This is a genomic window from Streptomyces sp. NBC_01451 (genome assembly GCF_036227485.1).
Taxonomy (GTDB): domain Bacteria; phylum Actinomycetota; class Actinomycetes; order Streptomycetales; family Streptomycetaceae; genus Streptomyces.
Map to the genome: position 1 here is coordinate 4,884,378 of NZ_CP109479.1, position 26,808 is coordinate 4,911,185.

20 protein-coding genes are annotated in these 26,808 nt (G+C 73.3%); 11 read left to right on the forward strand and 9 right to left on the reverse strand.

Features of this window, described 5'->3' with window-relative positions:
* Positions 1-14: 14 nt before the first annotated feature.
* Together OG595_RS21440 and OG595_RS21445 are read right to left on the reverse strand one after the other, a co-directional pair.
* Positions 15-1,961 carry an FUSC family protein gene (locus OG595_RS21440; RefSeq protein ID WP_329274231.1) on the reverse strand — a complete coding sequence of 649 codons (1,947 nt, stop codon included), beginning with the start codon at positions 1,959-1,961 and terminating at the stop codon, positions 15-17.
* Positions 1,962-2,000: 39 nt separating this feature from the next.
* Positions 2,001-2,801 (reverse strand): alpha/beta fold hydrolase, encoded by an 801-nt coding sequence (locus tag OG595_RS21445; RefSeq protein WP_329274234.1) that lies wholly within the window; start codon positions 2,799-2,801, stop codon positions 2,001-2,003.
* An 86-nt stretch (positions 2,802-2,887) separates the two neighbouring features.
* Between OG595_RS21445 and OG595_RS21450 the strand changes: the two genes are divergently transcribed.
* On the forward strand, positions 2,888-4,294 hold the full coding sequence (locus OG595_RS21450; protein WP_329274236.1) for an aminotransferase-like domain-containing protein: 1,407 nt from the start codon (positions 2,888-2,890) through the stop codon (positions 4,292-4,294).
* On the opposite strand, the gene OG595_RS21455 is transcribed toward OG595_RS21450, so the two are convergent.
* Positions 4,200-5,159 carry a hypothetical protein gene (locus OG595_RS21455; protein WP_329274239.1) on the reverse strand — a complete coding sequence of 320 codons (960 nt, stop codon included), beginning with the start codon at positions 5,157-5,159 and terminating at the stop codon, positions 4,200-4,202. The two genes, OG595_RS21450 and OG595_RS21455, sit on opposite strands and share 95 nt — an antisense overlap.
* Before the next feature lie 152 nt (positions 5,160-5,311).
* Between OG595_RS21455 and OG595_RS21460 the strand changes: the two genes are divergently transcribed.
* A complete protein-coding gene (locus tag OG595_RS21460; protein ID WP_329274241.1) occupies positions 5,312-5,794 on the forward strand; it encodes an SH3 domain-containing protein in 483 nt (160 codons plus the stop codon).
* Between the two features lie 2 nt (positions 5,795-5,796).
* Here the strand turns inward: OG595_RS21460 and OG595_RS21465 are convergent, their stop codons facing one another.
* Entirely contained in the window at positions 5,797-6,237 is a 441-nt protein-coding gene (locus OG595_RS21465) for a hypothetical protein (protein WP_329274244.1), read from the reverse strand.
* A gap of 99 nt (positions 6,238-6,336) precedes the next feature.
* Between OG595_RS21465 and OG595_RS21470 the strand changes: the two genes are divergently transcribed.
* The 5 genes from OG595_RS21470 (at position 6,337) to OG595_RS21490 (ending at position 11,765) form a co-directional block, all read left to right on the forward strand.
* Entirely contained in the window at positions 6,337-7,563 is a 1,227-nt protein-coding gene (locus OG595_RS21470) for a PP2C family protein-serine/threonine phosphatase (RefSeq protein ID WP_329274246.1), read from the forward strand.
* A 106-nt stretch (positions 7,564-7,669) separates the two neighbouring features.
* Positions 7,670-8,992, forward strand: coding sequence for a hypothetical protein (locus OG595_RS21475; RefSeq protein WP_329274248.1), 1,323 nt, complete (start codon positions 7,670-7,672; stop codon positions 8,990-8,992).
* 155 nt (positions 8,993-9,147) lie between these two features.
* Complete coding sequence (locus OG595_RS21480; RefSeq protein WP_329274250.1) at positions 9,148-10,158, forward strand: ArsR/SmtB family transcription factor; 1,011 nt, start codon at positions 9,148-9,150, stop codon at positions 10,156-10,158.
* Positions 10,159-10,365: 207 nt separating this feature from the next.
* Positions 10,366-10,776: a hypothetical protein gene (locus tag OG595_RS21485; protein ID WP_329274253.1), complete on the forward strand. Its 411-nt coding sequence runs from the start codon at positions 10,366-10,368 to the stop codon at positions 10,774-10,776.
* 89 nt (positions 10,777-10,865) lie between these two features.
* Complete coding sequence (locus OG595_RS21490) at positions 10,866-11,765, forward strand: hypothetical protein (protein WP_329274256.1); 900 nt, start codon at positions 10,866-10,868, stop codon at positions 11,763-11,765.
* 97 nt (positions 11,766-11,862) lie between these two features.
* Here the strand turns inward: OG595_RS21490 and OG595_RS21495 are convergent, their stop codons facing one another.
* Complete coding sequence (locus OG595_RS21495; RefSeq protein WP_443073097.1) at positions 11,863-13,149, reverse strand: amidohydrolase; 1,287 nt, start codon at positions 13,147-13,149, stop codon at positions 11,863-11,865.
* 113 nt (positions 13,150-13,262) lie between these two features.
* On the opposite strand from OG595_RS21495, the gene OG595_RS21500 reads away from it, so the two are divergent.
* The gene (locus OG595_RS21500; protein ID WP_329274261.1) at positions 13,263-14,060 is read left to right on the forward strand and encodes a mechanosensitive ion channel family protein; all 798 of its coding nucleotides are present in this window, start codon (positions 13,263-13,265) and stop codon (positions 14,058-14,060) included.
* Between the two features lie 146 nt (positions 14,061-14,206).
* Here OG595_RS21500 and OG595_RS21505 read toward each other — a convergent pair whose 3' ends face one another.
* A complete protein-coding gene (locus OG595_RS21505) occupies positions 14,207-15,040 on the reverse strand; it encodes an NPP1 family protein (RefSeq protein ID WP_329274263.1) in 834 nt (277 codons plus the stop codon).
* Between the two features lie 248 nt (positions 15,041-15,288).
* Here OG595_RS21505 and OG595_RS21510 point away from each other — a divergent pair, with 248 nt between their 5' ends.
* Positions 15,289-19,104 (forward strand): nSTAND1 domain-containing NTPase, encoded by a 3,816-nt coding sequence (locus OG595_RS21510; RefSeq protein WP_329274265.1) that lies wholly within the window; start codon positions 15,289-15,291, stop codon positions 19,102-19,104.
* Here the strand turns inward: OG595_RS21510 and OG595_RS21515 are convergent.
* A complete protein-coding gene (locus OG595_RS21515; RefSeq protein WP_329274267.1) occupies positions 19,097-20,296 on the reverse strand; it encodes a glycoside hydrolase family 64 protein in 1,200 nt (399 codons plus the stop codon). The genes OG595_RS21510 and OG595_RS21515 overlap by 8 nt on opposite strands.
* A gap of 303 nt (positions 20,297-20,599) precedes the next feature.
* Between OG595_RS21515 and OG595_RS21520 the strand changes: the two genes are divergently transcribed.
* Positions 20,600-24,415: a WD40 repeat domain-containing protein gene (locus OG595_RS21520; protein ID WP_329274269.1), complete on the forward strand. Its 3,816-nt coding sequence runs from the start codon at positions 20,600-20,602 to the stop codon at positions 24,413-24,415.
* Here the strand turns inward: OG595_RS21520 and OG595_RS21525 are convergent, their stop codons facing one another.
* Entirely contained in the window at positions 24,416-24,970 is a 555-nt protein-coding gene (locus OG595_RS21525) for a hypothetical protein (protein WP_329274271.1), read from the reverse strand.
* Positions 24,971-25,142: 172 nt separating this feature from the next.
* On the opposite strand from OG595_RS21525, the gene OG595_RS21530 reads away from it, so the two are divergent.
* Positions 25,143-26,435, forward strand: coding sequence for a helix-turn-helix domain-containing protein (locus OG595_RS21530; protein WP_329274273.1), 1,293 nt, complete (start codon positions 25,143-25,145; stop codon positions 26,433-26,435).
* 4 nt (positions 26,436-26,439) lie between these two features.
* Here OG595_RS21530 and OG595_RS21535 read toward each other — a convergent pair whose 3' ends face one another.
* Positions 26,440-26,751: a DUF6401 family natural product biosynthesis protein gene (locus OG595_RS21535; protein WP_329274275.1), complete on the reverse strand. Its 312-nt coding sequence runs from the start codon at positions 26,749-26,751 to the stop codon at positions 26,440-26,442.
* Positions 26,752-26,808: the final 57 nt, after the last annotated feature.

The window sequence follows — 26,808 nt, forward strand, 5'->3', positions numbered from 1 at the left end:
TCGCCCGGCTCCGGTTACTTGGGCGATGTGACAGCCCGCGCCGCCGCCACCTCCTGCCGCAGCGGCTCCAGCACACTGTCCGCCGGTCCGCTGAGGTCCGTACGCACCGCGTACAGCGTCTCGACCCGGCGCAGCCCGTCCGACAACTCCCTCAGTTGGGAGGCGACTTGGGAGATCTCGGCGTCGGACGGTGGCTTGGCGCCCTGCTTGATGTGGACCCGGGCCGCCGTCGTCGCGTCGACGATGCGTTCCACCGCGACGACCAGGGGCCACCAGGCCGCCGCCCGCCGTCCGGTGGGCGGCGGTTCGGTCAGGGCCCGCTGGAACTCCGTACGGACGACGGAGAGATCGCGGTACAGGCGCCGTCGCATCCGCGCCCGTGCCGCGCCCTCGGTGTCCGGGCGGAACGCCGACTCCACATAGCGTGCCGTGTCCGCGACCGCGTCGGCGAGGCGGTCGCCGACGCGGGTGTGCCAGCTCTCCGGCCAGAGGAGGTAGCCCGCGACGAGCGCGATCCCGCAGCCCATGAGGGAGTCGAGGAGCCGGGGCAGCAGCAGGGCCGCGCCCTGGTGGTTGAGGACGTCGGAGAGCAGGAGGATCACCGGGGTGATGGCGGCCGTCTGGTAGCCGTACCCGCGTGGGGTGAGCGCCGGGATCAGCGTGGCGAGGAGAAGGACCACGGGTACGTCCCACCAGCCGCGCGGCACCTGGACGAGCACCCCCGCCGCGATCACCAGCCCCGCGACCGTGCCGAGGGCGCGCAGCAGCGCCCGGGAGAAGACGGAGCCGAAGTCGGGCTTCAGGACGAAGGTGATGGTCAGCGCGACCCAGTACGAGCGCGGTACGGGGACGGTGGACACCAGCACCTGTGCGAGGCCGATGCACAGTGCGAGACGCAGTCCGTAGCGCCAGGAGTCGCCGGACGAGGCGACGTCCCGGGCCGCGCGGACGGTGCGGGCGCGCAGGGTGGCCGGTCTGCCGAGGCGGTCGTCGTCGGCGGCGGCGGTGCGCAGGTCGGGAGAGCGGCTGCCGACCACGTCGGCGGCGTGCCGCAGGGCCTGTTCGACGGCTCGGGAGGTGTGGTCGGCCGGGGCGGGGATGTGCAGCCCGGTCGGGCCGGTGTAGCCGGTCTCGATGGCGTCGGCGAGGTGGCGGACCGCCTCCGGGACCTCGGGCGGCAGCGGGCGGCCGGCCTGGTGGGCGGCGGGGGCGGCCTCGATGACGGGGGTGATGGCGTTCAACTGGGCGAGCAGGCGCACGAGTTCGGGGCTGCGGCCGTGGTGGCGGGCGCGCCGGGCGAGGACGAGGTCGTACGACTTGTTGAGGGACTGGGTGACGGCGTACCGGGCGTCCTCGTAGCCGTCGGTGGTGCCGGCGGCGAGCAGTTCGGCGACCGTACGGTAGGTCTGCGCGACCGCCGCCCGTTCCGGTACGCCCGACCGCAGTGGCCAGGCGAGCAGGGCCAGGGCCAGCACGAGCAGCCCGCCGCCGGACATCAGCGCCGGTGCGAGCCACCAGGCCCCCGGCAGGGGCAGCCCGGCGCCGATCACGGAGTTCAGGAGCAGCAGCAGCCCGGACACGGAGGCCACCGTGCCGATCGTCGAGATCATCCCGGAGACGAGGGCCACGCAGGTGACGGCGGCGACGGCCGCCCACCCCCGGCCGTACACGAGCGCGCCGAGGGTGACGCCGAGCGCGCCGAAGAACTGGGGGATCGCGATGTTGAGGATGCGCATCCGGTACGCGTCGGCGGTGTCCCCGATGACGCCCGAGAGGGCACCCATCGAGGCCAACGCGCCGTACGCGGCGTGGCCGGTGGCGAGGCCGACGGCCAGGGGCAGCGACATGGCGATGGCGGCACGTGCCACGGCGGGGCGGTTGACGGGCGGGGCCGGCTGGGGCCGGAGATTCCGCACCAGCCAGTCGGGAGGGGTGAGGCCGATGGGGAACTCGCGGGGCATGGGCCCATTATCGTCGTTCGCCCGTCCGCCCCGGTGGGGTCAGGCGGCGGTGTCGATCCGCGTCGCCAGGAAGTCGGTCAGGGCCCTGTTGAACTCCGCCGGGCGTTCCAGGTTGGGCAGGTGGGCCGCGTGGTCGATCACCTGGAGCGTGGAGTCGGGGAGGGCCGCGTGCATGGCCTCGGCGTCGGAGACGGGGGTGAACTCGTCGTCGGCGCCGACGACGACCAGGGCCGGGACGGTGAGTCCGGTCAGGAGGGGACGGTAGTCGGGGCGCAGGGCGCGGCCCCGGAGTGCCGCCGCCGCGCCCCGGGGGTCCGTGGCCGTCATCATGCGGTGGACGTGGGCCTTGACGTCCGCGTCGGCGTACGGGGCCACCATCTTCTCCAGCACCTCGTCGGCGTACCCGCGCATGCCCTCGGCGAGCAGCCGGTCCGCCGCCGCGTTCCGGGCGAGGCGGCCCGCCGGTGTCTCGGGGGTGGGGAAGGTGTCGGCGAGGACGACGCCCCGGACGCGGTCCGGGAACCGGTCGCAGCACTCCATGACGATCTGGCCGCCCATCGACAGCCCGGCCAGCACGCACGACTCGACCCGCGCCTCGTCGAGCAACTCCTCGATGTCCTGCGCGAACCGGGAGAGCGGGGTGGTGGTGTCGAGGGCCGCCGGGGAGGCGCCGTAGCCGCGCAGGTCGGGGGCGATGACCCGGCGGGTGGCCGAGAACGCCTCGATCTGCGGGTTCCACATCGTGTGGTCGAAGGGGTGGCCGTGGACGAGAACAAGAGGTGCAAGAGGTGCAAGAGCGGCAAAAGGATTATGAGGTGCATTGGGTGTCAGAGAGGGCATGTGAACGACCTTAGATCGCCCCAACTCCTCGGTGCAATAGGATCTTTGCACTCGGTGCAATGTACGAGAACGGGTACGGGGGACACATGGACGACTACCGACGCCTCGCCGACCGGATAGCCGACGACATCGCCACCGGACGGCTCCGCCCCGGTGAACGGCTGCCTCCGCAGCGGGCGTTCGCGCGCCGGCGCGGGATCGCCGGGTCGACGGCCGGGCGGGTGTACGGCGAACTCGTGCGGCGTGGACTGGTCGTCGGGGAGGTCGGGCGAGGCACGTTCGTCCGGGCCGCGCCGCCGGCACCGGGCGGGCGCGCGCTCGCCGAGCCGGTGACGGGCGGCATGGCCGCGAGGAGCGACACGCCGGTCAACCTGGAGCTCAACTACCCTTCCGCGCCCGGCCAGTCGGAGCTGCTCGCCCCGGCGCTCGCGCCGCTTCTGCGCCCCGACGTGCTCACCGAGGCGCTGCGTCCGGCGCCCGCCACCGGTACCGCCCGGGCCAGGGCGGCGGTCGCCGGGCTGCTCGCCACCCCTGGCTGGCGGCCCGACCCCGACGGCGTGCTCTTCGCTGGCAACGCCCGCCAGGCGATCGCCGCCTCCCTCGCCTCGCTGGTCCGGCCGGGCGGCCGGGTCGGCGTCGAGGCGCTGACGTACCCGCTGGTCAAGGAGATCGCCGTCCGCCTCGGCATCACCCTCGTCCCCCTCGCCATGGACCGGGACGGTCTGCGCCCCGACGCCCTCGCCGCCGCCCACCGCACCGCTCCCCTGTCCGCGCTGTACGTCCAGCCGACGCTGCACAATCCGACCTCGGTCACGATGGGCGAGGAGAGGAAACGTGAACTCGCTCGTGTGGTGCGGGAGTTGGGCGTACCGGTGGTGGAGGACCGGATCTGGTCGTTCCTCAGGGACGCGACAGGAACGACAGGAACGACAGGAACGACAGGCACAACGGCCTCGGGAGAGCCCCTCGCCGCGCATGTCCCCGAACTGGCCCATGTCGTCGACGGATTGTCCAAGCGGGTCGCGCCCGGGCTCACCGTGGGCTTTCTCGTCGTACCGCCCGACCGGGCGGAAGCCGTGGCGGCGGCTGTGCGGTCGGGCGGGTGGAGTGCGGGGAGGTTCGCACTGGAGGCCGGGGTGCGGTGGGTCGAGGACGGGACCGTGGCGCGGCTGGTGGCCGCCAAGCGGCTCGACGCGGCGCTTCGGCAGCGGCTGCTGGCAAGGGAATTGGCGGAGTTCGGGGGTGCCGTGCGGTCGGATCCGTACGCCTACTACGCCTGGTGGGAGTTGCCCGCGTCCTGGCGGGCGGACACCTTCACGGCCGCCGCCGCGGTGCACGGCATCGCCGTCACGCCGGGGGACGCCTTCGCCGTGGGGCCGCAGCGGGCGCCGGACGCGGTCAGACTCGGGCTCGCGTCCGCGCCTGAAGCGGACCTGGTCCGGGCGCTGCGGACGCTCGCCGCGATCGCCCGGCGCGGCCGTACCGGTCGGTGACCCACATGCCGAGGGCGACGGCCAGGCCGAAGGCGAGGAGCAGCCAGGAGACCGTGCGGAGGGTGGCCGTCAGGGCGTCGTAGACGGCACCCGCGGCCGGTGCGGAGACGCCCGGCGGCAGGTCGGCCAGGGTGAGCCGGCGGGTGACCACGAGCGCGACACCGAGCAGCGCCCCGCCGAGCGCGGTACCGAGCGCGGTCGCCGTGATCGCCCGGCGGCGCCGGACGGCGAGGGCGATCCCGGCGACCGCGAGGACGCCGGCGGTCACCGGCAGCCAGAATCCGGCGACTTCGAGCACGCGAAAACCCTTCCGGAGCGGTACGAGATCCTGCGCGGGCAGGACCGCGACCTCGGTGTGCGCGACGGGGATGTGGCTCGCCAACGGAACATGGTCGGCGGTGAGTTGGCGCTTGACCTGGGCGGTGACGGGGGCGAGGTCGATGGTGACGGCGCCCTCGCCGCCGTAACTGCCGTAGCGGTCACCGGGGTGTTGCCTGCCGGGGTCGCTGCGCAGGGCGTGCAGCACGGCCTCGTGGGTGGCGCGGTTCGCCGTGTCCCAGGCGGTGCGGAAGGCCTCGGTGCGGGTGAACGAGTGCACCGCGTCCTGCACGAAGTGGTTCACGGTGCCTTCGAGCGGGCCGACGTCGACCGCGTGCACGATCCCGGCGCCGACGTTGTCCGCGATGGCGTCCTGGACGTACGGGTTCTCGGCGAGCGGCGCCATCGTGGTGACGTACCGGCCGGTGTCGGCGAGCCCGTACGCCGCCCAGGCCGAGAGCGCGCCGAAGGGCAGCAGGAAGCACGCGAGGGCGGTGAGGACGGCCGACAGGACGCTCCGGAGACGGTGGGACGCACGGTGAGACACCCCTCCAGGCAAAGGCCCGGGGGCGTGAGACGCGAGCCGGTTGACGGCATATGACTGCATATGGGCGTGCGGGACAAGCCTCCGCGTGGAGCTTCCGGTGGAGCGTTCACCCGAACGGGTGTTTCCTGGTTTTGGGGAGAAGGAGGCCGATCATGCGCACCACCCCGGCCCTGCGGACCCTGACCGCGGCCCTGTTCACCGGCGGGATCCTGGCCGCCGTACCCATCGGTACGGCGACGGCCGCCGCGCCGGCCGGCTCCGGGGGCTCCGACGGCTCCGGGGTCCGGGGCACCGTCGTCTCCGCGGGCGAGCTGAACCTGCGGCAGCAGCCGACCACCGACTCGCCCGTCGTCGGGCGGCTGTCACCGGGCAGTCACGGCCGGGTCGACTGCGCGGTCGTCGGACAGACCGTGCGCGGAAACCCGCACTGGTACTGGCTGCCCGGCGTCGACGGCTGGGCGAGCGCGGCCTTCATCGACACCGGGGGCCGGTCGGTGCCCGGCTGCGCCGACCCGTGCCCGGAGTGGAAGGACGACGGCCACGGTCACGGTCAGGAGCACGGCCAGGGCCACGGGAACGCCTCGGGGACGTGGAGCTTCAGCTGGAACGTCACCTGGGACCTCACCTTCGGCTGAGATCAGCTCACCCGGTGACCGGCCGCGTCCTCGCGCGTGTAGTAGCGGTAGAACAGCACCGCCGACACGGACGCCGCGACCGCCAGCGAGTTGCCGCACGACCGCAGCACACTCGCCCCGGTCTGGCTGTACAGGAACCCGAACGCGACCCCGGCGAACGCGCCCCACGCCGCCGCGTGCAGCTCGCGCGTCAGCCGTGGCGCCACCGCCCGTACGGCGACCAGCACCGCCATGAACACCAGCGCGCTCACGAAGCCGAAGAGGACGTTCCAGCCGGTGATGGGCCCGCCGTCGCGCCGGTTGGCCGCGGCCCAGAAGCCGTAGACCAGCCCGAGTACGACGGGCAGCGCCCGGTTCGCGGCCAGGTGGGCCCGGGCGCCGAAGACGTCGGGAAGCGCGGTTCTCCCCGACCTGCCGGGGATACCGGACGTTGCTTGAGCCATGAGAGTGTTCCTCTCTCCTCGCCCCCGCCCTCCAGAGCACACCTGGAGAGGCCCCCTGGCAAGTCGACAGGGGTGGTCGGCCGTGTTTCTCTGGGTTCCATGAAGCCGGTGGGTCCGATGGACCCGATGGGCCGGGTGGGCACCGTGGGCGCGGACGAGGGCCCCGCCTTCTCGGCGCCCCTCTCCGCCGGGCGCGGTGCCGGCTGGGTGCCGCCGCTGGTGCTGCTCGTGATGATCGCGGTCCTCGACTGGAACACCACCGGCGAGTTCCGGATCATCTCCTGGATCGTGCTGGTGCCCGGGATCGCCGCCGCGCTCTGCCGGGTGGCCGGCACCGTCGTCTTCGCCGTCCTGTCCCTCGGCACCTACGTCTTCGTCGACGGTGCCTGGCCGCACCAGTACCAGACCGGGCTGCCCGACTTCATCCTCGTCGCCCTCGGCGGGGTGCTCGCCGTCCTCGCCTGTGTGGTCCGGCTGCGCGGTGAGCGGCGCATGCTGCACATGCGGGACGTCGCCGAGACGACCCGCCGTACGGTGCTGCGCCCGCTGCCGCCGGGCTGGGGCGGTCTCGACCACGCGGCCGTCTATCTCGCCGCCGACGCCGTCGCCCGCGTGGGCGGCGACTTCTACGACATCCAGCCCGGCCCGCACGGCACCCGGGTCCTCATCGGGGACGTCCAGGGCAAGGGGCTCGGCGCGGTCGAGGCGGCGGCGGCCCTGCTCGGCACGTTCCGGGAGGCCGCGTACCACGAACCGGCGCTCGCGGCGGTCGCGGAACGCCTGGAGGTACGGATGCTGCGGCACATCCGCTACCGGGCGGCCGTCGGGCGGGACGACGGCGACCGGTTCGCCACGGCCGTCCTCATCGGCTTCCCCCGCGAGCGGGTGCCCGGGCCCGGCGGCGAGGTGGTCGGCGAGATCGTCGTCGAGGTCGTCAACTTCGGGCACGAGCCTTCCCTGATCGTGTCGTCCGACGGTGTACGGAGCCTGCCGCCCGGGGACGGACTCCCGCTCGGGCTCAGCGAGTTGACCTCGGGCGGGGGCGGGCTGCCGTCCGTGGCCCTGGTGCCGCTCGGCGGCGCGGAGACCCTGCTCCTCGTCACCGACGGTGTCACCGAGGCCCGGGACGCCGACGGCACCTTCTTCCCGCTGCGCGAACGCGTCACCGACGCCGTCACCGCCGATCCGCGCACCGCCGATCCGGGGCGGCTGGTGGCGTTCGTACGGGACGGCACTCTGCGGCACAGTGGTGGCCGTCTCGCCGACGACACGACGGTGTTCGCGGTGCGTGCGGCTGACCCCGGGTCAGGTACAAGCCGTCCATAGGGGGCCATAGCCGTACCGCCGATCCCCCTTCGCAGTCGCACCGGTTACGGTGCTGCCTAGGCATGCGACGACGTGACGGTGTGACGGACGTGAGGGGAGGGACCCAATGGCCGGGGCAACGGGTCCGCTGCATACGACGGATCCGCTGGGTTCGACCGGCTCGACCGCTTCGACCGGCTCGACCACCGGGACCGCGCTGCTGCTTGCCGCCTCGCCCGTGGGCAAGGGCTGTCTCGTGGACGCGGCGTCCGTGCTGCCCGTCCTCGCCGCCGTCGCTCCCGCCGTGCTGGCCGGCACCGACACCGCGAACGTCGTCGAACTCGCCGATCCGCTGGAGCCGCAGGCCGTACTCACCCGGCTGCGCGCCGCCGCGGTGGCCCCCGGGCCGCTCACCGTCTTCCTCACCGGACAGCTCCAACTCGACCGCAAACAGCACCTTCCGCATCTCGCCCTGGCCCGCACGACCCCCTCGACGGTCCGCTACACCGCCTTCCCCTGGCACTGGATCGCGGAGGAGCTGCGGTTGCGGGCGCCGGGGACGACGACCCTGTTCCTCGACCTGCACGCCGATGCCGCCGCGTGGCAGTACGTCACAGGGCGGCAGTTCGGCGCGGGGCGAGGGGTGAGCGTGTACGGGAGGGTGGCTCCGCCGCCGCCCCGGCGGGCGGTGGCCGTGCCGACGTACATGAAGACGGTCGCGACGATTCTGCGCAGCGGGTACCGGCCGGACGCGGCGCGGTTGCATCAGCAGGCGCTCGGGCGGTTGTCGTCGGAGGGGGCGGCTTACGGGGATGTGGTGCTGGCGTGGGACGCGGTGTCCGGTGCGGTTGTGAACGCCGGGCCGGCCTCGCCCCCGCCGCCCCTGCCCGTCCCGTCCCAGGGGGGCTCCGCCGCAGAAGCACCGGGCCCAACCGCATTGGCACCGGCCCCGGTTGCGGACACGTCGCGTCGACTCGCCGCCGTCAAGGACGTCGCCAAGGACGTCGCCAAGGACAGTGATCCGCACTCCTTCATCACCTCCGCCGTGCAGGCCGGGCGGCACGGGGACGCCGATGTGCTGGCCGCCCAGTGGGAGCAGGCCGCCTGCCGGGCGCACGGTGCCGCTTCCGAGGAGGCGTTGCACTGGACCGAGGTCCGGGCCGATCTCGCGATGTTCGCCGGGGACCCGGCCCGGAGTTGCCGGGCCTGGCTGACCGTCGCGGGTACGCGGCTCAGCGCCGGGCAGCCGCCGGACGCGTCCGCCGTCGAGGCGGCCGTCGACCGGGCCCATCATCAGTGGACCAGCCTCGGCGAGAGTGCCGACGCCCGTGAACTCGGGCCGGTGGTCGTCGAGTTGAGGCGCCGGGTGCCGGGGCGCCGGGTCGGGGCGCTCCGGCACGCCGAGCGGCGGTTGGAGAGACTGGTGGCGGCCCAGCACGTGCCCGGGTAGGGCCTGTCCGGGGGATCCCGCAGGCGTCGCGGGGCCGGGGCCCTTGCCCTCGGTGACGTGGAGTGGGCGGCCGAAACCAGCGGTTGCCTGCGCGAAACGGGTCGACCAGCCTGTTCCTGGGGGCGAGGGTGGACGGGGACGGGGGACGGGTTCCGATGTTGCGCATCCACTTCACATCTGCGGACCTGCTACGCATCCGGGTGGCGAGTACTCCGGATCCGCTCTGGGAGATCATCTGTAGTCTGCACCGGCTGCAGACCTCCCGAGGGCGCTGGGCCGATGCCGCCTGGCACCGCGAGACACGGGCCGCTCTCGTGGGCGCACCGCTCGGCAAGGCGGTGCGCCGACTGCTCGTGCCCCTGATGCCGCGCGCGCTGTACTTTCCCGACTTCCTGACGCCCCACGAGTCCGCGGACGGGCTGGACCGGGGGCTCGCGGCGATCCTCGACACCCCACCCGAGCGGATCGCCCACGAGGTGGGCCTGCTGGACCGGGTCAGCGGTGCCCCTGCCTGGGCCCCGCGGCTCGTGGAACGCGAGACCCGTGAGGGGTTCGTCAGGACACTGCGCGAGTACCACGAGGCCGTCATCGCGCCCCACAGCGACCGGATCGAGGCGAGCATCGCGGGGGAACGCGCCCTGCGAGCTCGCGCCACCCTCGACACCGGCATCAACGGCCTGCTCGCCGGTCTGTCGCCCGCCATGCGCTGGAATCCACCTGTGCTGCACGTCGACTACGTCGAGGACCGGGACCTGAGTCTCGGCGGACGCGGACTGCGCCTCGTACCCTCCTACTTCTGCCGAGGGAAGCCGATCGCGCTGGCCGACGACACCCTCCAGCCGGTGCTGGTCTACTCCATGGCCGCTCGCATGCCCGACACGCCCGTGCGCCCTGCCGACGCCTCCCTCGCCGCACTGCTGGGCCGAACCCGCGCCGCCGCGCTGCGGACGCTCTCCCTCGGGGCCACCACGTCGGAACTGGCGCGGTTCCTCGGCGTGTCCGCCGCTACGGCCGCGCACCACACCACCGTGCTGCGCGACGCGGGGCTGATCAGCAGCCTGCGCTCGAACAACACGGTGCTGCACACCCTCACCCCACTCGGAGCGGCGATGCTCCGTCCCACGCGACTCGGCACGGCCGAACCGGTCGCGCAAGGTGATTTCTAGTCACACGTCACGGCCTTCGCGGTGTTCCCGGCCGGGCTCATGGCCCCCAGGAGCCCCCTGCGCATCACCCCGAGTAATCGGAGCGCTCGCTTCCGCCCGCCGGCCCGGGACTTTCGACACCGGTCGAAGGTCGTGGGCGGCGCGTGGCCCGGTCTGCGAAGGTCTCCGGCGTCAGCAGACGTCACGGAAAGAAATGAAGGGTGAGCCATGAACAGAGCCATTCTCGCCGGTGCCCTCGCGCTGGCCTCGGCCGGCACGTATGTAGCGCTGGCGCCCGCGGCCTCGGCGGCGGCCCAGGCGTGTGTGACGAGCCACCTGACGACCGCGACCTACGAAGGCACGGGCACCATCGTCACCAAGTCGTCCACCAGTACCTGCAGCGACCTCAACCTCACCTACGCGTACAACGCGAACTCCAGGAACTACGACTACTACGCGGGCCGCCTGTACCACTCCTCCGGCGGTTACTGGCAGACCTGTGACGCCGGCTACATAAAGGTCACCGACGGCTCCTACGCCGTCGACAAGATCCTCCCGTGCACCAGCGTCGGCGACGGCGTCAAGTTCACGGTGGCGAGTCTGCTGGAGGGCGGCGACACCGTCTGGATCACTCACTGACGTCTCCTCGACGTCACGTCATGTCATCGCCGGGTGCCGCCGTCCGTGGCGGCACCCGGCGGCCGGTATCCAGAAGAGGAGTGGGCAGGATGCCCCGTACGGTCGTCCGACGCCGTTTTCCGCACCGCGCACCGGCCCGCACGGCGGTCGCTGCGGCCGTCGCTGTGGCCGTCGCTCTGCTGGTCACCGCGTGCTCGGCCGATCCCCGGCGCTCCGAGGGCACGTCGCCCGTGTCCGTCGCGCCCGCCCACCTCAGCCACACCCTGCCGGACGACCCCGTACGCATGGTCCTCCCGGCCGACGGGGCAGAGGCCCGATGGACCCAGGGCCTGGACGTCTTCGGTCAGCAGGTGGCGCGCGCCACCGCGGACTCGTGCGCGCGCAGGCTCGGATTCCGGCTCCCCCAGCAGATTCCCGTCGTGTTCATCCGGTTCTTCGAAGTCCCCGATCTGGATTTCATCACCCGTCACGGACTGAGCGCGAGCGCCGAAGTCCCCACTCCCGCGGTGAGCGACGCCCCGGCCCGTACCGGAAGCGAGGCCGAGACAAGCCGCTGCCAGAAGGAAGGCGCCGCCGCGGTGTCCGCCCTGCGTGCCACCTATGTGCCGCTCCAGGGAGCCTGGTTCGACGAACTCGCCGCGTTGCGCCGCGCCCCCGCCACGGCCCGCGTCCTGAGGCAACTGCCCGCGTGCTTCTCCCGGCAGGGTTTCCGGGTCCCTGACGAGATGAGCTTCATGGGGCTCGGCGACGCCCGGAAACAAGCCGCGTCCGCCGCCGAACTGCCCTCCATCGAAGTCGAGATGGGCCGCGCCTACGCCACCTGCATGCGCCCGGTGGAAGCCGTCCGCGAACCCGCCCGACTGAACCTGCGCACCGAGTTCCTGACCGAGCACGCCACCCAGATCCGCGAACTGCGCAGCGTGCTCGTACCGCTGCTCCACCGCGCCGAGAAGCAGCACGGAGTACGGCTGGCGTTTCCAGCGCCGTGACCTGCCCTGACCTGCCGCGTCCACGGTTCCGCGCCCGGCCTCGGCACGGCCGCCGTGGCGGCGCCCGCCCTCCCGCCGCGAACCCGAGCGGCCGGTTCTAGGCCGGTCGCAGCACCGCCAACGCCCCCGACACCAGCGTCCGTACCCCCGGCGCCACCGTCGACAGGTCCGGTGCGAACAGGGGGCTGTGGTTGCTGGGCACCGCCGCGAGCTTCGCCATCAGGTCGTCGCCGCCCTCCGCCGCGTTCCACACCTCGCCCGGTGTGGTCGTCACGAACCAGTAGGCGTACGGGAGCCCGTCCGTCGCCAGGTGGGCGAAGTCCTCGCTGCCCATGGCCGGGCCGGGGTCGAACACGGTGCCCGCGCCGAACACCTCCCGGTGGACCGAGGCCACCCGCTCGTCGAGCGTCGCGTCGTTGACCGTCAGCGGGAAGGTCGCCCCGACCTGGATCTCCGGCTCGCGCGGGCAGCCCGCCGCCAGGCACTCGCCCTGGGCGATGCGCCTGATCGCGGTCAGCATGCGGTCGCGTACGTCGGTCGACTGGGTGCGCAGGTTCAGGGCGATACGGGCCGTCGCCGGGATGATGTTGTGCCGGGTGCCCGCCTCGATCACGCCGACCGTCAGGACGGCGGAGTCGCGGGCCGCGACCTCGCGCGAGACGACCGTCTGGAGGCGCGTGACGAGGTAGGCGGCCGTCACCACCGGGTCGACCGTCGTTTCGGGGCGGGAGCCGTGGCCTCCGAGGCCGTGCACGACGATGTCGACGTCCGTCGACGCCGACATGATCAGGCCGGGGACGTGCGGGTAGAGGCCCGCGGGGCCGGGCGCCGCGTGCTGCGCCAACAGCGCGTCCGGGCGCGGGAAACGCTCGTACAGGCCGTCCGCCAGCATCGCCCGCGCGCCCTCGCCGGTCTCCTCGGCGGGCTGGCCGGCCAGCACCAGCGTGCCCCGCCAGGTGTCCCGGCCCGCCGACAGAGCCTGGGCCGCGCCCGCCAGCCAGGTCACGTGCAGGTCGTGGCCGCAGGCGTGCATCACACCGGGGACGGTGGAGGCGTACGGCAGGCCGGTCTCCTCGCTCACCGGGAGCGCGTCCATGTCGGCGCGGAGCAGGACCGTCGGGCCGTCGCCGTTGCGCAGGACGCCCACGACGCCCGTACCGCCGACGCCCTCCGTCGTCTCGTAACCGGACTTTCGGAGGGCGTCCGCGAGCCGGGCCGCCGTGCGGTGTTCCGCCAGGGACAGTTCCGGGTGGCTGTGCAGGTCGCGGTAGAGGTCCTCCAGGGCCGGGACCGGGAGGTCGGCGGTGAGGTCCAGCGCGGTGCGGCCGGCGGCAGAGGGCGGCGAGGTCGGAGAGGTCACGGGGGCAGCGTATGTCTCCGCCATGTGGGACCGGTCACTCGTTCGGCCGCGCACCCACGGCCGTCGGCCGCTGTCGCTGGTATCCACGAGGAGGGGGGGCCGGCAGCACCCGATCACCTACCGAAGGAAGACCACCCATGGTCAGCAGCACCCGTGCCGGTAGCGGCACCAGTCTCGCCGTCGACTTCACCCAGGGGCTCAACGACGCCTGGTCGAAGATCGCCACGTTCGTGCCGAAACTCGTCGCGTTCCTCATCATCCTGGCCATCGGCTGGTTCGTGTCGAAGCTGATCGCCCGGGTCCTGGACCGCGTCCTGCGCAAGGTCGGCTCGGAGAAACTGGCCGAACGGGCTGGTACCGCACGCTTGTTGCGGGACTCCGACTACGACCTGACAGGGATCGTCTGCAAGATCGTCTACTACGCGCTGATGCTGATCACGCTCCAGCTCGCGCTCGGTGTCTTCGGCGCCAACCCGGTCAGCACGATGATCAACGGCATCGTGGCCTGGCTGCCGCGCGGCATCGTGGCCGTGGTCCTCATCGTGGTGGCGATGGCCATCGCCAACGCCGTGCGCGGGATCGTCGGCGGCGCGCTCTCGTCCGTCTCGTACGGGCGTACGGTCGCCACCGTCGTCTGGGGCTGCATCCTGGCGCTGGGCGTCATCGCCGCCCTCGGCCAGGCGGGCATCGCCCGTGACGTCACCCGGCCGGTGCTGTACGCGGCGCTCGCCGTGGTCGTCGGCATCCTGGTCGTCGGGGTCGGCGGCGGCATGATCGTGCCGATGCGGCAGCGCTGGGAGCGGATGCTGACGGCGGCCGAGCGGGAGACGGTGACGGCCAGGGGAAGTGTCAGCGCCTATCAGGCGGGCCGCGCGGACGCCCTCGGCAACCAGCCGGTCCGGGAACGGACCGACCTGCCGCCGCGCGACATGTGAGCGACATGTAGCCGGGGTGCCGTACGGAATGGGTGCCGCCGGTGGGACGGCGCGGGGGAGCTCTGGTCCCACCGGCGGCTGCTCAGGACGGCCCGGGTGTCATGCGCCCGGGCCTCAGGTACCCGTGTGCGTCACGTACCCGGGTGTCAGAACGCGGGGATGGCCGCCGCGGCGCGGCTGTCGGCGTTCCGGGCCTTGTTGATGTTGCTCTGGAGATTGCCGGTCAGCGGGAAGTTGGCGTCGCCCCACGTGGAGTTCCACAGCGCGTTGCGCGGCGCGTCGGCCATGTTCTCCATGGTGACCAGGGCCGGGTGGTCCCAGCCCCCGTCACCCCAGGCCTCCGGGGTCTCGCCCCACGCGGCGAAGCGGAAGGCGTGCGTGCTCGCGCCGTCCTTGTGGTAGACGATCTGGACGCGGTTGTAGCTCGACTCGCCGTTCAGCCTGCCCATCGGCACCTCGTTGATGGGGTGGGTGCTGTAGCCGCCGTGCCGGGAGGCGGACAGGAAGCGGGGACTCTCCTCGCCCTGCTTCTGGAAGACGACGACGGACTCCCAGTCGTGGCGGTGACCGAAGGCGTCGGCGCCGGCCAGCGTCTGGTCCTTCTCGAAGTAGAGACCGTAGACGTACGCGCACCAGCCGTTCTTGCACCAGCTCTGCGAGTACGTGTTGGCCTTGCCGAGGTGGTCGGTCCGGCAGCCGCCGGTGATCGAACCGCTGTTGTTGAGACCGCCGTTGAGCTTGCCGCTCGCGTCGACGGCCGCCGCGGGGAAGCAGCTGTCCGTGTCGTAGTCCCAGAGCGGCTGGTACTTCTTCTGGAAGGTGCTCGCGTTCTCCGGCAGGGGGGTCAGGATCGCGGCGGACGCGTTCGTCGCGATACCGACGGTCAGGGCGCCGGCGCTGACCGCGACGATCGCGGCCCGGCCGAGGCGGGACGTCCTGCTGCCGTACGTCCTGTCGCTGTGCGTGGATGCCTTGAACATGTGCGGGTGCTCTCCACCTGGTCGTGCCGGGAATACGGCTCGGTCGTGCCGTGAAGTCCGGCGTGGCGGGACCGACACTGGCAGCCGGAAAGTTGACTGGCACCCCTCTCACCGGGCCGTTCAATTCCGTCGTCCGGAGTTCGTGTTCACCGCCCCGCCCGTTTTCCTTGTGAACAGGTATGGCGTTCGGACCGTTTTCCCCTGTGATGTGGCTCCTGTGCGGCAGGGGAATGGGGAGGGTGGAGCTCATGGGACGTCCCGAGAGACCTGTGGACCCGCAGGCCGGTCCCGTGCAGGGGTTCGCGCACGAGCTGCGGGAGTTGCGGCGGACGGCGGGCGGACCCTCGTACCGGCTGATGGCCGAGGCCGCCGGGTTCTCCGCGGCGACCCTGTCCGAGGCGGCGCGCGGGGAGCGGCTGCCGTCGCTCGCGGTGGTCCAGGGGTACGTCCGCGCGTGCGGGGGCGACCCGGGCGAGTGGGAGTTGCGCTGGAAGGACGCCGAGGACGAGGCGGCGTCCGCCGCCCGGGACGACGAGGGTGACACCGCCGCGCCGTACCGGGGGCTGGCCCCCTTCGAGCAGGGCGACCAGGAGCTGTTCTTCGGGCGGGACGCACTGGTCGGCGAACTCCTGCGGCTGGTGCGGGAGCACCGGTTCGCGGTGGTGTTCGGGGCGTCGGGCAGCGGGAAGTCGTCGCTGCTGAGGGCCGGGCTGATACCCCGCCTCCAGCGCGAGTGCGCCGTCGGCCGGGAGCGGCCCGGCCCCGCCGTGCTGCGGGTGTTCACGCCCGGCGAGCGGCCCGCCGAGACGTACGGGCATCTGCTGGTACCGAAGGACGACGACCCGGAGAGCTGGGTGGTGGTCGACCAGTTCGAGGAGATCTTCACCCTGTGCCACGACCGCGCCGAGCGGGCCCGGTTCGTCGGCCTCCTGCTGGCCGCCCGGGACCCGGACAACCGGCTGCGTGTACTCGTGTCCGTACGGGCCGACTTCTACGCCCGCTGCGCCGAGCACCGGGAACTGGCGGACGCGCTCGGCGGGGCCGGGCTGCTCGTCGGGGCGATGACGGCGGACGAGCTGCGGGAGGCGGTGACCCGTCCGGCGGCGGCCGTCGGACTGCTGGTCGAGCGGGAGCTGACCGCGCGGATCGTCGAGGAGGTCCTCGACCGGCCGGGCGCGCTGCCGATGCTGTCGCACGTACTGCTGGAGACCTGGCGCCGCCGCCGGGGCCGACTGCTGACGCTGGCCGCGTACGAGGCGGCGGGCGGGGTGCGCGGGGCCGTCGCGGCGAGCGCGGAGGAGGTGTACGGGCAGCTGACCCCCGCCCAGGCGCGCAGCGCACGGCGGTTGCTGCTGCGGATGGTCGAGCCGGGACAGGGCAGCGCGGACACCCGGCGCCCGCTGTCCCGTGCCGAACTGGCCGAGTCGGCCACCGACCACCAGGTGCCGGTGGTGGTGGAACGGCTGGCCCGCGCCCGCCTGCTGACCGTCGACGAGGACGGCGTCCAGCTCGCGCACGAGGCGCTGATCACCTGCTGGCCGAGGCTGCGCGACTGGATCGAGGAGGACCGGGAGTGGCTGGGCCACCATCGGCGGCTGGCCGAGGAGACCCGGCTCTGGCTGGAGAACGACCGTGATCCGGGCGCGCTGGTCCGGGGCAGCAGGCTGGCCCGCGCCGAGGAGCTGTTCGCCGGTGAGCCGGACGGGGAACAGGGCCGGCTGAGCCGGCCGGAGCGGGAGTTCCTCGACACCGCGCTGGCGGCCCGTGTCGCGGAGTCCAGGGCCGCGGCCCGCGCGACCCGGCGTTCCCGCGTCCTGGTCGCCGCGCTGTCCGCCGTCGTGGCGGTGGCCCTGACGGGTGGGCTGGCCGCCTGGCACCTGAGCGTCGACAACGTGCGCCAGCGCACGGACACCGCGGCGCGCCGGGTCGCGGACCTCGCCGACGCGATGCGGACGACCGACCCGCGCACCGCGATGCTGCTGAGCGTCGGCGCCTGGCGCATCTCGCCGCTGCCCGAGGCCCGCCGGGCGCTGCTCGGTTCCCTCGCCCAGCCGGAACACGCCGTCTTCACCGACCCGGCGCCGGGCGACGGCCCGGCACGTTTCCTCGCCGACTCCGGCCGCACGCTCCTCAGCGTCGACGACCGCGTCTGGCGGACCTGGGACGTGGTCCACGTCCGCCCGATCGCCTCCGGCCGCCTCCCGGCGGGCGAGGTGGTCGCGGCCGGACCCGACGCCCGCGTTCTCGCGGTCGCCGGGAGTGCCGGCATCCGCCTGTGGGACACGGCCACCGGCCGCTGGACCGGCGACCGGCGTGCCCTCCCCTTCACCTCCGTCACCGGCGTCGCGGCGGGCGCCTACCTCGTGGACGGTGTCGACGACGACCGGGTGCGCCTGCGGTCCGTCACCGACGGCAGGGTGCTGTTCGAGGAACGGGCGGCGGGCGGCGGCCCGGTGACCCCGGCCGTGAGCGCCGACGGCCGCCTCGTCGCCGTCTGCCCGGCGGGCGGCGCCCCGCGGGTCCGGGACGTCGCCCGCCACCGCACCCTGTCCGGCCCCTGGGAGCGGACCCGCGGCCTGTGCGACGAGGCGTCACGGACGGCCCTGGTGTTCGGCGCCGACGGTGACCGGCTCGCCGCGCTCTCCGGGTCCGGCGTGACGGTGTGGGACACCGTGTCCGGCCGCGAGGTGGCCCACCTCGCCGAACCGGGCGCGCAGCGGGCCGCGTTCACCCCGGACGGCACCTTCCTCGCGACCGTCGGCGGCACGGAGATCCGGGTGTGGCGGCTGTCCGACCCGGCGGCCCCCGTGTTCCGGCACACCCTCAACAACCAGCACCTGTACGGGATTTCCTGGGACCCCATCCGCCGGACCACCCTGCGCTACCTCGAAGGCGGCGCCGTCCACTGCCTGGAACTGGGCCCGGCGGTCACCCCCGCCTGGCGGGCGGCCCCGCTGACGGCGGTACGGGTGAGCCCGGACGCCCGCACGTACGCCACCGCGCAACTCGTCGGCCGCGGCTACCGGTTCGAACTCCGGGCCACCTCCGACGGCCGCCTCCTGCGCACCCTCCCGGCCCCGTCCCCGCCCGTCTCGGCCGACCCCGCCGAACCGGTGGTCCCGGAGAACACGGTGGCCCTGCTCGCGTTCAGCCCCGACAGCCACGCGCTCTCGTACGGTGTCTCGGCGCCCGGCAGGGAGGCGGCCCCGCAGCGCTTCACGGTCTGGGACACGGCCCGGGACCGGCCCCGGGCGACCCTGGACCTGGCGACGGCACCCGGGTCGGGCGCCCCGGTGGTCGCCCTGGCCCTTGGCCCCGGCGGCTCCACCCTGTACGCGGCCCGGACACCGGCCCTCGGCGATCCGGCCGACGAGGCGTGGGACACCGCGACCGGCCGCAGGACCACTGTCCTCACCGGGCTCACCAGCACCCATCTGGCGGTGCGCCCCGACGGCGGCCTCCTCGTGGGCGACAACCGCACCGCGAGCCTGCCCCCGGCCGGAACCACGGCCGGGGTCACGGCCGGAACCACCGCCGGGGTCAGCAGGAAGGGCCTCGTCCAGGGCGAACAGATCGGCGCCCTCGCCTTCGCCGCCGACGGTTCGCGCCTCGCCGCGGGTGACCTGACCGGCCGGGTCGCCCTGTGGGACGGGGAGTTGAGCGACCGTACGGGCATCCTGCGCAACGTCTTCCCCGCTCCCCTGGGTGAGGAGCCCGAGGCGGTGAGCGCGCTGGCCGTCAGCCCCGACGGCGCCACCCTGGCCGTCGGGGGCGGCGCCGGCACCCTCCAGCTCTGGGACGTCGCCACCCAACAGCCCCTGGGCGGGCCGCTGACCACGCCGGGCGAGCCGGTCGACACCCTCGCCTTCAGCGCCGACAGCGGCACGCTGTTCGCGGGCAGCGCGCATGTCCCGCTCCAGCGGTACGCCGTCGACCCGGAACGGGCGGTCGCCCTGGTGTGCGCCCGGGCGAGCGCGGGGGCGCCCACCGGGGCCGACCTCTCGCGGGAGCAGTGGCGGACATACGTACCGGAGGTGAAGTACCGCTCGGTGTGCGTCAGTTGAACGGGTCGAGCGTGATGTACGCCGTCTGCGGGGAGCCGTCGTTGACCAGCGACTCGTGGTTGCCGACGTCGTCGAAGGCGAAGGCGTACGCCTTGCCGTCGGCCATCTGGGCGTGGATCTTGCGGGCGTAGTGGTTGGTCACCGTGTCCTGGTAGAAGCCCGCCGAACCCGTGTCGGGCTGGCTGGAGTTGGTCAGGAGCGTGGAGCGGTTGTAACCGGCGCACAGGGTGCGGGAGATGGGGCCGCGCACCAGGTCGTTGGGCGCGTCCAGGAACTTGTGGCAGCCGAAGATGCTGTCGGCGTCGGGCTTCTGGAAGGTGGTGACGACGGCGCCCGCGCTGTTGGTGAAGTTCATGACGTTGCCGGAGACCCTGCCGTAGTACTTGGTGGCGGGCTGGTCCGCGAAGGGTGTCACCGTGAGGGTCGAGGTCGTGTACCTGGCCCAGACGCGGTTGACGTAGTCGTCCATGACGGTGCTCGGCAGGGCGCCGGACTCGATGCCGTGGCCGGGCGAGAGGGCGCGCAGGATCGTGCCGTCGGAGCGGGTCCTGATGAGGTTGGCCCAGCCGCCGGGCTGGCCCTTGAGGGCGTTGTAGAACCCGGCGTAGCCGCCCGCCTTGAGATGGCCGGTGTTCTTGACGGCGCCCGAGGTGTTCTTGACGCCGACCGCGTACGGGGCCGAGAACATGTCCACCTGTGTGCTGTTGAGCCACAGACCGGCGTCGTTGAGCGTGTACTCGGTCCAGTTGAAGAGGATGTCCGCGTTGGGGTCGGAGGGGTTCTGCACGGCGGGCTGCACGAGGCCGCCGGTGGTCAGCTTGAACACGAGCTTCTGGCCGTAGGAGAAGTAGACGCGGCCGGAGAACTTCGGCATCCGGAGTGTCATCGACTGTCCGTCGGCCGGTCCGGCGATCGACGCGTCGGGCGCCGGGGTCGGCGGGTTGCCGCCGGCGGGCCAGGCGTGGAAGGTGCCGCTCGCGTCCGCCCAGCCCTGCCGGCCGGTCGAGAGCAGGGTCCCGATGTTGTAGACGTAGATCTGGTCGCCGCGCCCGGAGTTGTTCCTGAACTCCAGGGGGATGGTGGTGGGCACCGCGGCTTCGGCGCGGGACGGCGCCGGGCCGGCGACCGTGATCCCCGTGGCGACGGCCGCGGCGGCGACCAGGGGCACCAGCGCCTGCCGTGCCCTGCGCACCCTCCGTACCCTCCGCGCCTTCCGTATGGTCCGCACTTCCCCTTTGGCAAACACGTGTTCGTCCTCCTCGTGTCGCTTGCTCGGTGCAGGTGCTTGTCGCTCCTTTGAGAGCGCTCTCAGGCTGCTCTCGTGAACGGAACACGTTAAGGTCTAGACCAAGATGGATGTTCGGGCGGCCGGCCAGGTTGCCTCTGTGGGCTGTCATCAACGCCACATCGGGGGCGGTTTACGACGCCGGTGCACGAAACGTAGGTTGGCCGTCCTGAACATCGTTTTCACCCGGATCCGGACGGTGGTGGTCCCGTGGGGCGTCCCGAAAGACAGCTGGACCCCGAGGCCGGCCCCGTGCAGCGGCTCGCCCATGAGCTGCGCGAACTGCGCAGGGCCGCGGGCGGGCCGTCGTACCGGACGATGACCGCGGCGGCCGGCTGCTCGGTGACCTCGCTGTCCGAGGCGGCGGCCGGACGGAAACTGCCGTCGTTCACCGTCTTCCAGGGGTACGTCCGGGCGTGCGGCGGCGACCTCGGCGAGTGGGAACCCCGGTGGAAGGACGCCGACGCGGAGGCCGCGGGGACCGTACGCGCCCAGACGCCGGACGCCGCGCCGCCGTACCGCGGACTGACCCGCTTCGAGCCCGCCGACCACGCGCTCTTCTTCGGCCGGGACCGGCTCGTCGAGGAAGTGCGGGAACTGGTGTGCAACCACCGGTTCGCCGCCGTGTTCGGGGCGTCCGGGAGCGGGAAGTCGTCGCTGCTGCGGGCCGGGCTGATACCCCTGCTGCGGGACGAGATGGCGCGGCGCGGGTGCCCGGCCGTGCTGCGGGTGCTCACCCCCGGAGCCCGGCCCGCGCAGACGTACGGGCATCTGCTGGCCCCGAAGGAGGGGGAGCCGGACAGCTGGGTGGTGGTGGACCAGTTCGAGGAGGTCTTCACTCTCTGTCACGACTCGCGGGAGCGCTCCCACTTCCTCGACCTGCTGCTCGCCGCCCGCGACCCGCACAGCCGGCTGAAGGTCCTCATCGCCGTACGCGCCGACTTCTACGCCCGCTGCGCCGAGCACCGGGAGCTGGCCGACGCCCTGCGCGGCGCGGGCCTGCTGGTCGGACCGATGAGCGCGGACGAGCTGCGCGAGGTGGTCGTCGGACCGGCACAGGCGGCCGGACTGCTGGTGGAGCGGGAGCTGACCGCGCGGATCGTCGAGGAGGTCCTCGACCAGCCCGGCGCGCTGCCGATGCTCTCGCACGCCCTGCTGGAGACCTGGCGCCGCCGCCGCAGCAGGATGCTGACCCTGGCCGGGTACGAAGCGGCCGGCGGCGTCCGGGGCGCCATCGCGGCGACCGCCGAGGACGTGTACGGGCAGCTGTCCGGGGCCCGGGCGCGTACCGCCCGCCAGTTGCTGCTGCGCCTGATCGAGCCCGGTCAGGGCGCCGCCGACACCCGGCGCCCCCTCACCCGCGCCGAACTCGACGCGTGGGACGGCGACGACGTGCCCGTGGTGGTGGACCGGCTGGCCCGCGCCCGTCTCCTCACCGCCGACGAGGACGGCGTCCAGCTCGCCCACGAGGCGCTGATCACCTGCTGGCCGAGGCTGCGCGACTGGATCGAGGAGGACCGGGAGCGCCTGCGCCACCACCGGCGTCTGACCGAGGCCGCCCGTGTCTGGCTGGACGACCGCGACCCCGGCGCCCTCTACCGGGGCAGCCGGCTGGCCCGCGCCGAGGAGCTGTTCGCGGCCGGGGACAGCGGACTGACGGTCCACGAGCGGGAGTTCCTCACGGCCGCCCTGGAGGCCCGCGAGGCGGAACGCCGGGCCGTGACCCGTAGCGCCAGGCGCTCCCGGACCCTCCTCGGCGCGTTGTCCGCCGTACTGGCGGTGGCGCTCGCCGTCGGCCTCGCCGCGTGGACGCAGCACGAGGACAACGAGAAGCGGCGCACCGGTGACGTGGCCCGCCGGGTCGCCGAGATCGCCGACGGTCTGCGGACGACCGACCCGCGCACCGCGCTGCTGCTGGGCGTCGCCGCCTGGCGCATCTCACCGCTGCCCGAGGCCCGCCGCGCCCTGCTCGGCTCCCTCACCCAGCCCGAACGGGGCACCTTCACCGACCCCGCCACCTCCGACGACACCCAGCGGTTCCTCCTCGACTCCGGCCGTACGCTGCTCAGTTCGGGCGGTGGCCGCTGGCGGACCTGGGACCTGGCGACCGGGCGGCGCGTCGCCGAGGGCAGGCTCCCCGACGGCGACCTCTTCACCGCCGGGCCGCACGCCCGCGTGCTGGCTCTCGCGGGGAAGGACGGCATCCGGCTGTGGGACACGGCCACCCGGAGCTGGACCGGCAGCTCCCTGCGGGCGCCGGGGGACTGGTCGGACGTCCGTTTCGGCTCCGACGGCGCCACCTTCCTCGCCGGCACCACCGACGGCCGGGTGCAGCTGCGGTCGGCGGTGGACGGTCGTCTCCTGTTCGCGACCCACGGCTCGGCCGATCTTTCCGATGTGGCGTCGGGACCGGACGGCCGCCTGGTCGCCGTCTGCCCCGCCGGACAGGCGCCGCGGCTGTGGGACGTCCGGGACCGCCGTCCCGTGCACGGCTCATGGGAGCGCTCCCCGAAACTCTGCGACGAGGACTCGACGGTGGTGTTCGGCGGAGGCGGAGCCGGTGGCGCAGATGGTGGCGGGGGCGGCGGCCGGTTCGCGGTCCTCTCCGCCACCGGGCGGCGCGTCGAGGGCAACGGAACCACCGGGACCAGCGGGAACACCGGTGTCCGGGTCTGGGACGCGGGCACCGGACGCCAGGTCGCCGACATCCGCTCGCTCGGCGTGGACGCCGTCGCGTTCAGCCCGGACGGGGCGATGCTCGCGACGGCCGACGACAGCGAGGTCCGGGTCTGGCGGCTCGACGACCCGGACGGCCCGGTGTTCCGGCACCCCCTGAACAACGAGACCCTCTCGCCCGGCCTCACCTGGGTCCCCGGCCGCCACCCGGCCCTGCGCTACCTGGAGGAGGGCACGGTCCACACCCTCGACATCGCCCCCGTGACCACCTCCGCCTGGCGCCGACACCCCGTGGACGACGTCCTGCTCAGCCCGGACGGCCGCACACTCGTCACCGCCGAACGCACCACCGGCGCCCACTACCGCTTCCGGCTCCTCGACGCCCACGGCGGCCACCCCCTGGGCACCCTGCCGTCCCCGTCCCCGCCCGTCTCCGACGACCCCGCCCTGCCGGTGGACCCGCAGGGCACGACGGCCCTGACCGCGTTCAGCCCCGACGGCACGACGTTCGCGTACGGGGTCTCCGCGCCCGGCGTCCAGACGTCGCCGCAGCGCATCACGGTCTGGGACGTCGGACGCCACCGTGCCCGGACCACCCTCGACCTGCCGAACTCCGGCTCGCTCGGCGCCGCCGTGGGAATCGCCCTCGGCCCGGGCGGCCACCGCCTCTACGCCACCCGCATGGGAGACCTCGGCAAGCTGGACGACGAGGTCTGGGACGTCTCCCGGCACCGCAGAACCGCCGTGCTCAAGGGACTTGAGGGCATGCCCCTGGCCGCCCGCCCCGACGGCCGCCTCCTCGTCGGCGACAACCGGTCCGCCCGTCCGCCCTCCGGCCGGGTCACCGAACTCCCCCTGGTCCACGGCGCCGAGACCGGTGCCCTGGGCTTCTCCCCCGACGGTGCCCTGCTGGCCGCGGGCGACTGGGCCGGCCGCGTCGCCCTGTGGGACGGCGACCTGCGCGGCGACCCGCGCACCCTGCGCAGCGTGTTCCCGGTCCCGCTCGAAGGGGGCCCGGAAGCAGCCGCCGCCCTGGCCGTCAGCCCCGACCACCGCACCCTGGCCGTCGCCGGTGACCAGGGCACCCTCCAGCTGTGGGACATCCCCACCCGCCAGCCCCTCGGCGGCCCGCTGACCACCCCCGGCGACGCGATCAGAACACTCGCCTTCGCACCCGACAGCGAGACCCTGTACGCGGGGAGCGCCCACGTTCCGCTCCAGCGGTACTCGATCGACCCGGCGGACGCGGTGCGGGAGGTGTGCGGCCGGGCGGGGGGCGCCGGCCTGTCGCGGGACCAGTGGCGGACGTACATCCCGGATGCGGGGTTCAGGAGGGTGTGCGGGAGCTAGCTAGCGGGCGCTCGTGGTCTCGATGCCGGAGATGTGGTTGTACCGCTCCACCAGCACGAAGAGCTTGGTCTTCTGCAGCGTTTCCCCGCTGCCGAAGGTCAGGGTGACGACGACCTCATGGCTGTGACCCATGCTGCCGTTGTCGGTCACCGTCCACCGCACCGGGACGTTCTGGGCCCGCAGGACGCCGTCCGCCCCGTTCTTCTTCTCCCAGGCCGCCAGCCGCTTGGCGAAGGCGGGCGTCAGGTAGTGCTTGCGGAGCGCCGTGGCCAGCGTGGCGTCCGGGTCCGTGTAGTCGCCCTTGGCGTCGACGTACGCGCCGTAGAAGTCGGCGACCCGGGTCACCACCTGGCCGGATGTGCCGCTGATCGGCTTGTGCGCGGTGGCGGACACCTTCGCGGAGGCAGGGACGGACGCCCGCGCCGACACCTGTGCCGACACACCCAGCCCGACAGCCAGGACGAGTCCGGCGGCGATGGCCGCGCGGCGGCCCGGCCGACGGTGTGCGGGGGACTTCTTGTTCATGCCGTCATTCATGACGTTCATGTCGTTCATGTGCGTATTCCTTTTCTGATCCGTATGTGGTTGCTCGGTGTGACACCAGGAGCATCGGCGGTCACCGGAGCCCGGGACAACGGCCGCCGACGGTGGAACCATCCCGGCCTGTCCGACGTGCAGGGACATGAGTGCCTGGGATACGGGAACGCGGGCGGACGACGGAGGAACGGTGTCGACTCGGGACGACGTCGAGGTGGTCGAGGAGTTCGCGGCGCTGCTGCGCGGGCTGAAGGACCGCACGGACCGGAGCTACGGCTCCCTGGCCCGGCGCGTCAACATGAACACCTCCACGCTGCACCGCTACTGCGCGGGCGAGGCGGTGCCGCAGGACTTCGCCCCCGTGGAGCGCCTCGCGGCCTTCTGCGAGGCGACCCCGGAGGAGCGGCTCGCACTGCACCGGCTGTGGTTGTCGGCGGTGGCGGCCCGGCAGCGGGTGAGTACGGCAGGGTCGGCCCGGACGGCGCTTCCGGCACCGGCACCGGCACCGGCACCGGCACCGGCACCGGCACCGGACGCGGACGGGGACGCGGACGGGGTACTGGCCGAGGAGACCGGCTCCGCGGAGCGGCCCGGGGACGAACCCTCCCCGGACGAGCCCGCCCCGGACCAGCTCGCTCCCTGTCCCGATCCCTCTCCCCGCCCCTGGTTCCGCCGCCGACGGGTCCTGGCGCCCACCGCCGTCGCCTGCGCGCTGCTCGCCACTCTGGGCAGTGTGTCCGCCCTGTCGGACGACCGCTCCTCCGAGGCCGGCACCTCAGCCGCCGGCGTAGCCCACCGTTCGGGGAAGCCGTCGGCCACCGGTGCCCCCTCGCCTGCCCGGAACTCCGCGTCGGCCGGCCTCCTCGCCTGGAGCACCGACTCCCTGGTCTGGGACAAGGGCTGCGACCACGACTACGTCATCGGCAAGCCGCCCGCACAAGTGCCTCCGCCGCCGGTGGAGCAGGACGCCGGGGCGTGGACGGCGACGCAGGGTGCGGTGCACGGGCGGCAGACGAGGGTGCGGATCTCGGTGCAGGGGCGGTCGTCCACGGCCGTGGTCCTGGAGGCACTCCACGTCCGCGTCGTCAGCCGCGGTACCCCGGCCGCGGGGAGCGCGTACGCCATGGGCCAGGGCTGCGGCGGCGACCTCACGCCCCGTCGCTTCACCGTGAACCTGGATGTCAACCGCCCCACAGCCCGTCCGAAGGACGGCGCCGACACCGATCACACCATCCCGGCCGTGCGCTTCCCGTACCGCGTCTCCGCCGAGGACCCGGAGGTGCTGCTGGTCGACGCGACGACACAGGCGTACGACGCCCGCTGGTACCTGGAACTCGACTGGTCCTCCCAGGGCCGCACCGGCACGATCCGCGTCGACGACCACGGCCGCCCGTTCCACACGACGAGCATCAGGGGAATGCCGCACTACTGGTACGGCACGAACGACGCGGGCGAGCGGGCCTGGGTCCCCTATGACAGCTAGATCGTCAATCGGTGGGCGTGGCGAGGAGGTCGTGCCGCTCGACCAGCCAGCTGATGGCGGTCAGGCGGCACACCGCGTAGTCGTGCCCGACGGGTTCGCGCCAGTCGAGTTCGTCGAGCGCGTCGAGGAACCCGAGCGCGTAGTCGGTGAGGTCTTCGCGGTGCGGCTGCCGGGGAACGAGCCCGGGGCCGCCGGCCGCGATCCGTTCCCTTATCTCCGCTACGTGCTGGTCCACGGCGGCCGTGAAGGCAGGCTCGAACGCGAACTCCGCGAAACGGGGCGCGAACGCGCTGCTGATTCTGACCAGAGGGGACATCACTCCACGGTATGTGGGAGAAGGGGGAGGAAGGAGAGGGGTATGTCATGGTTTCCA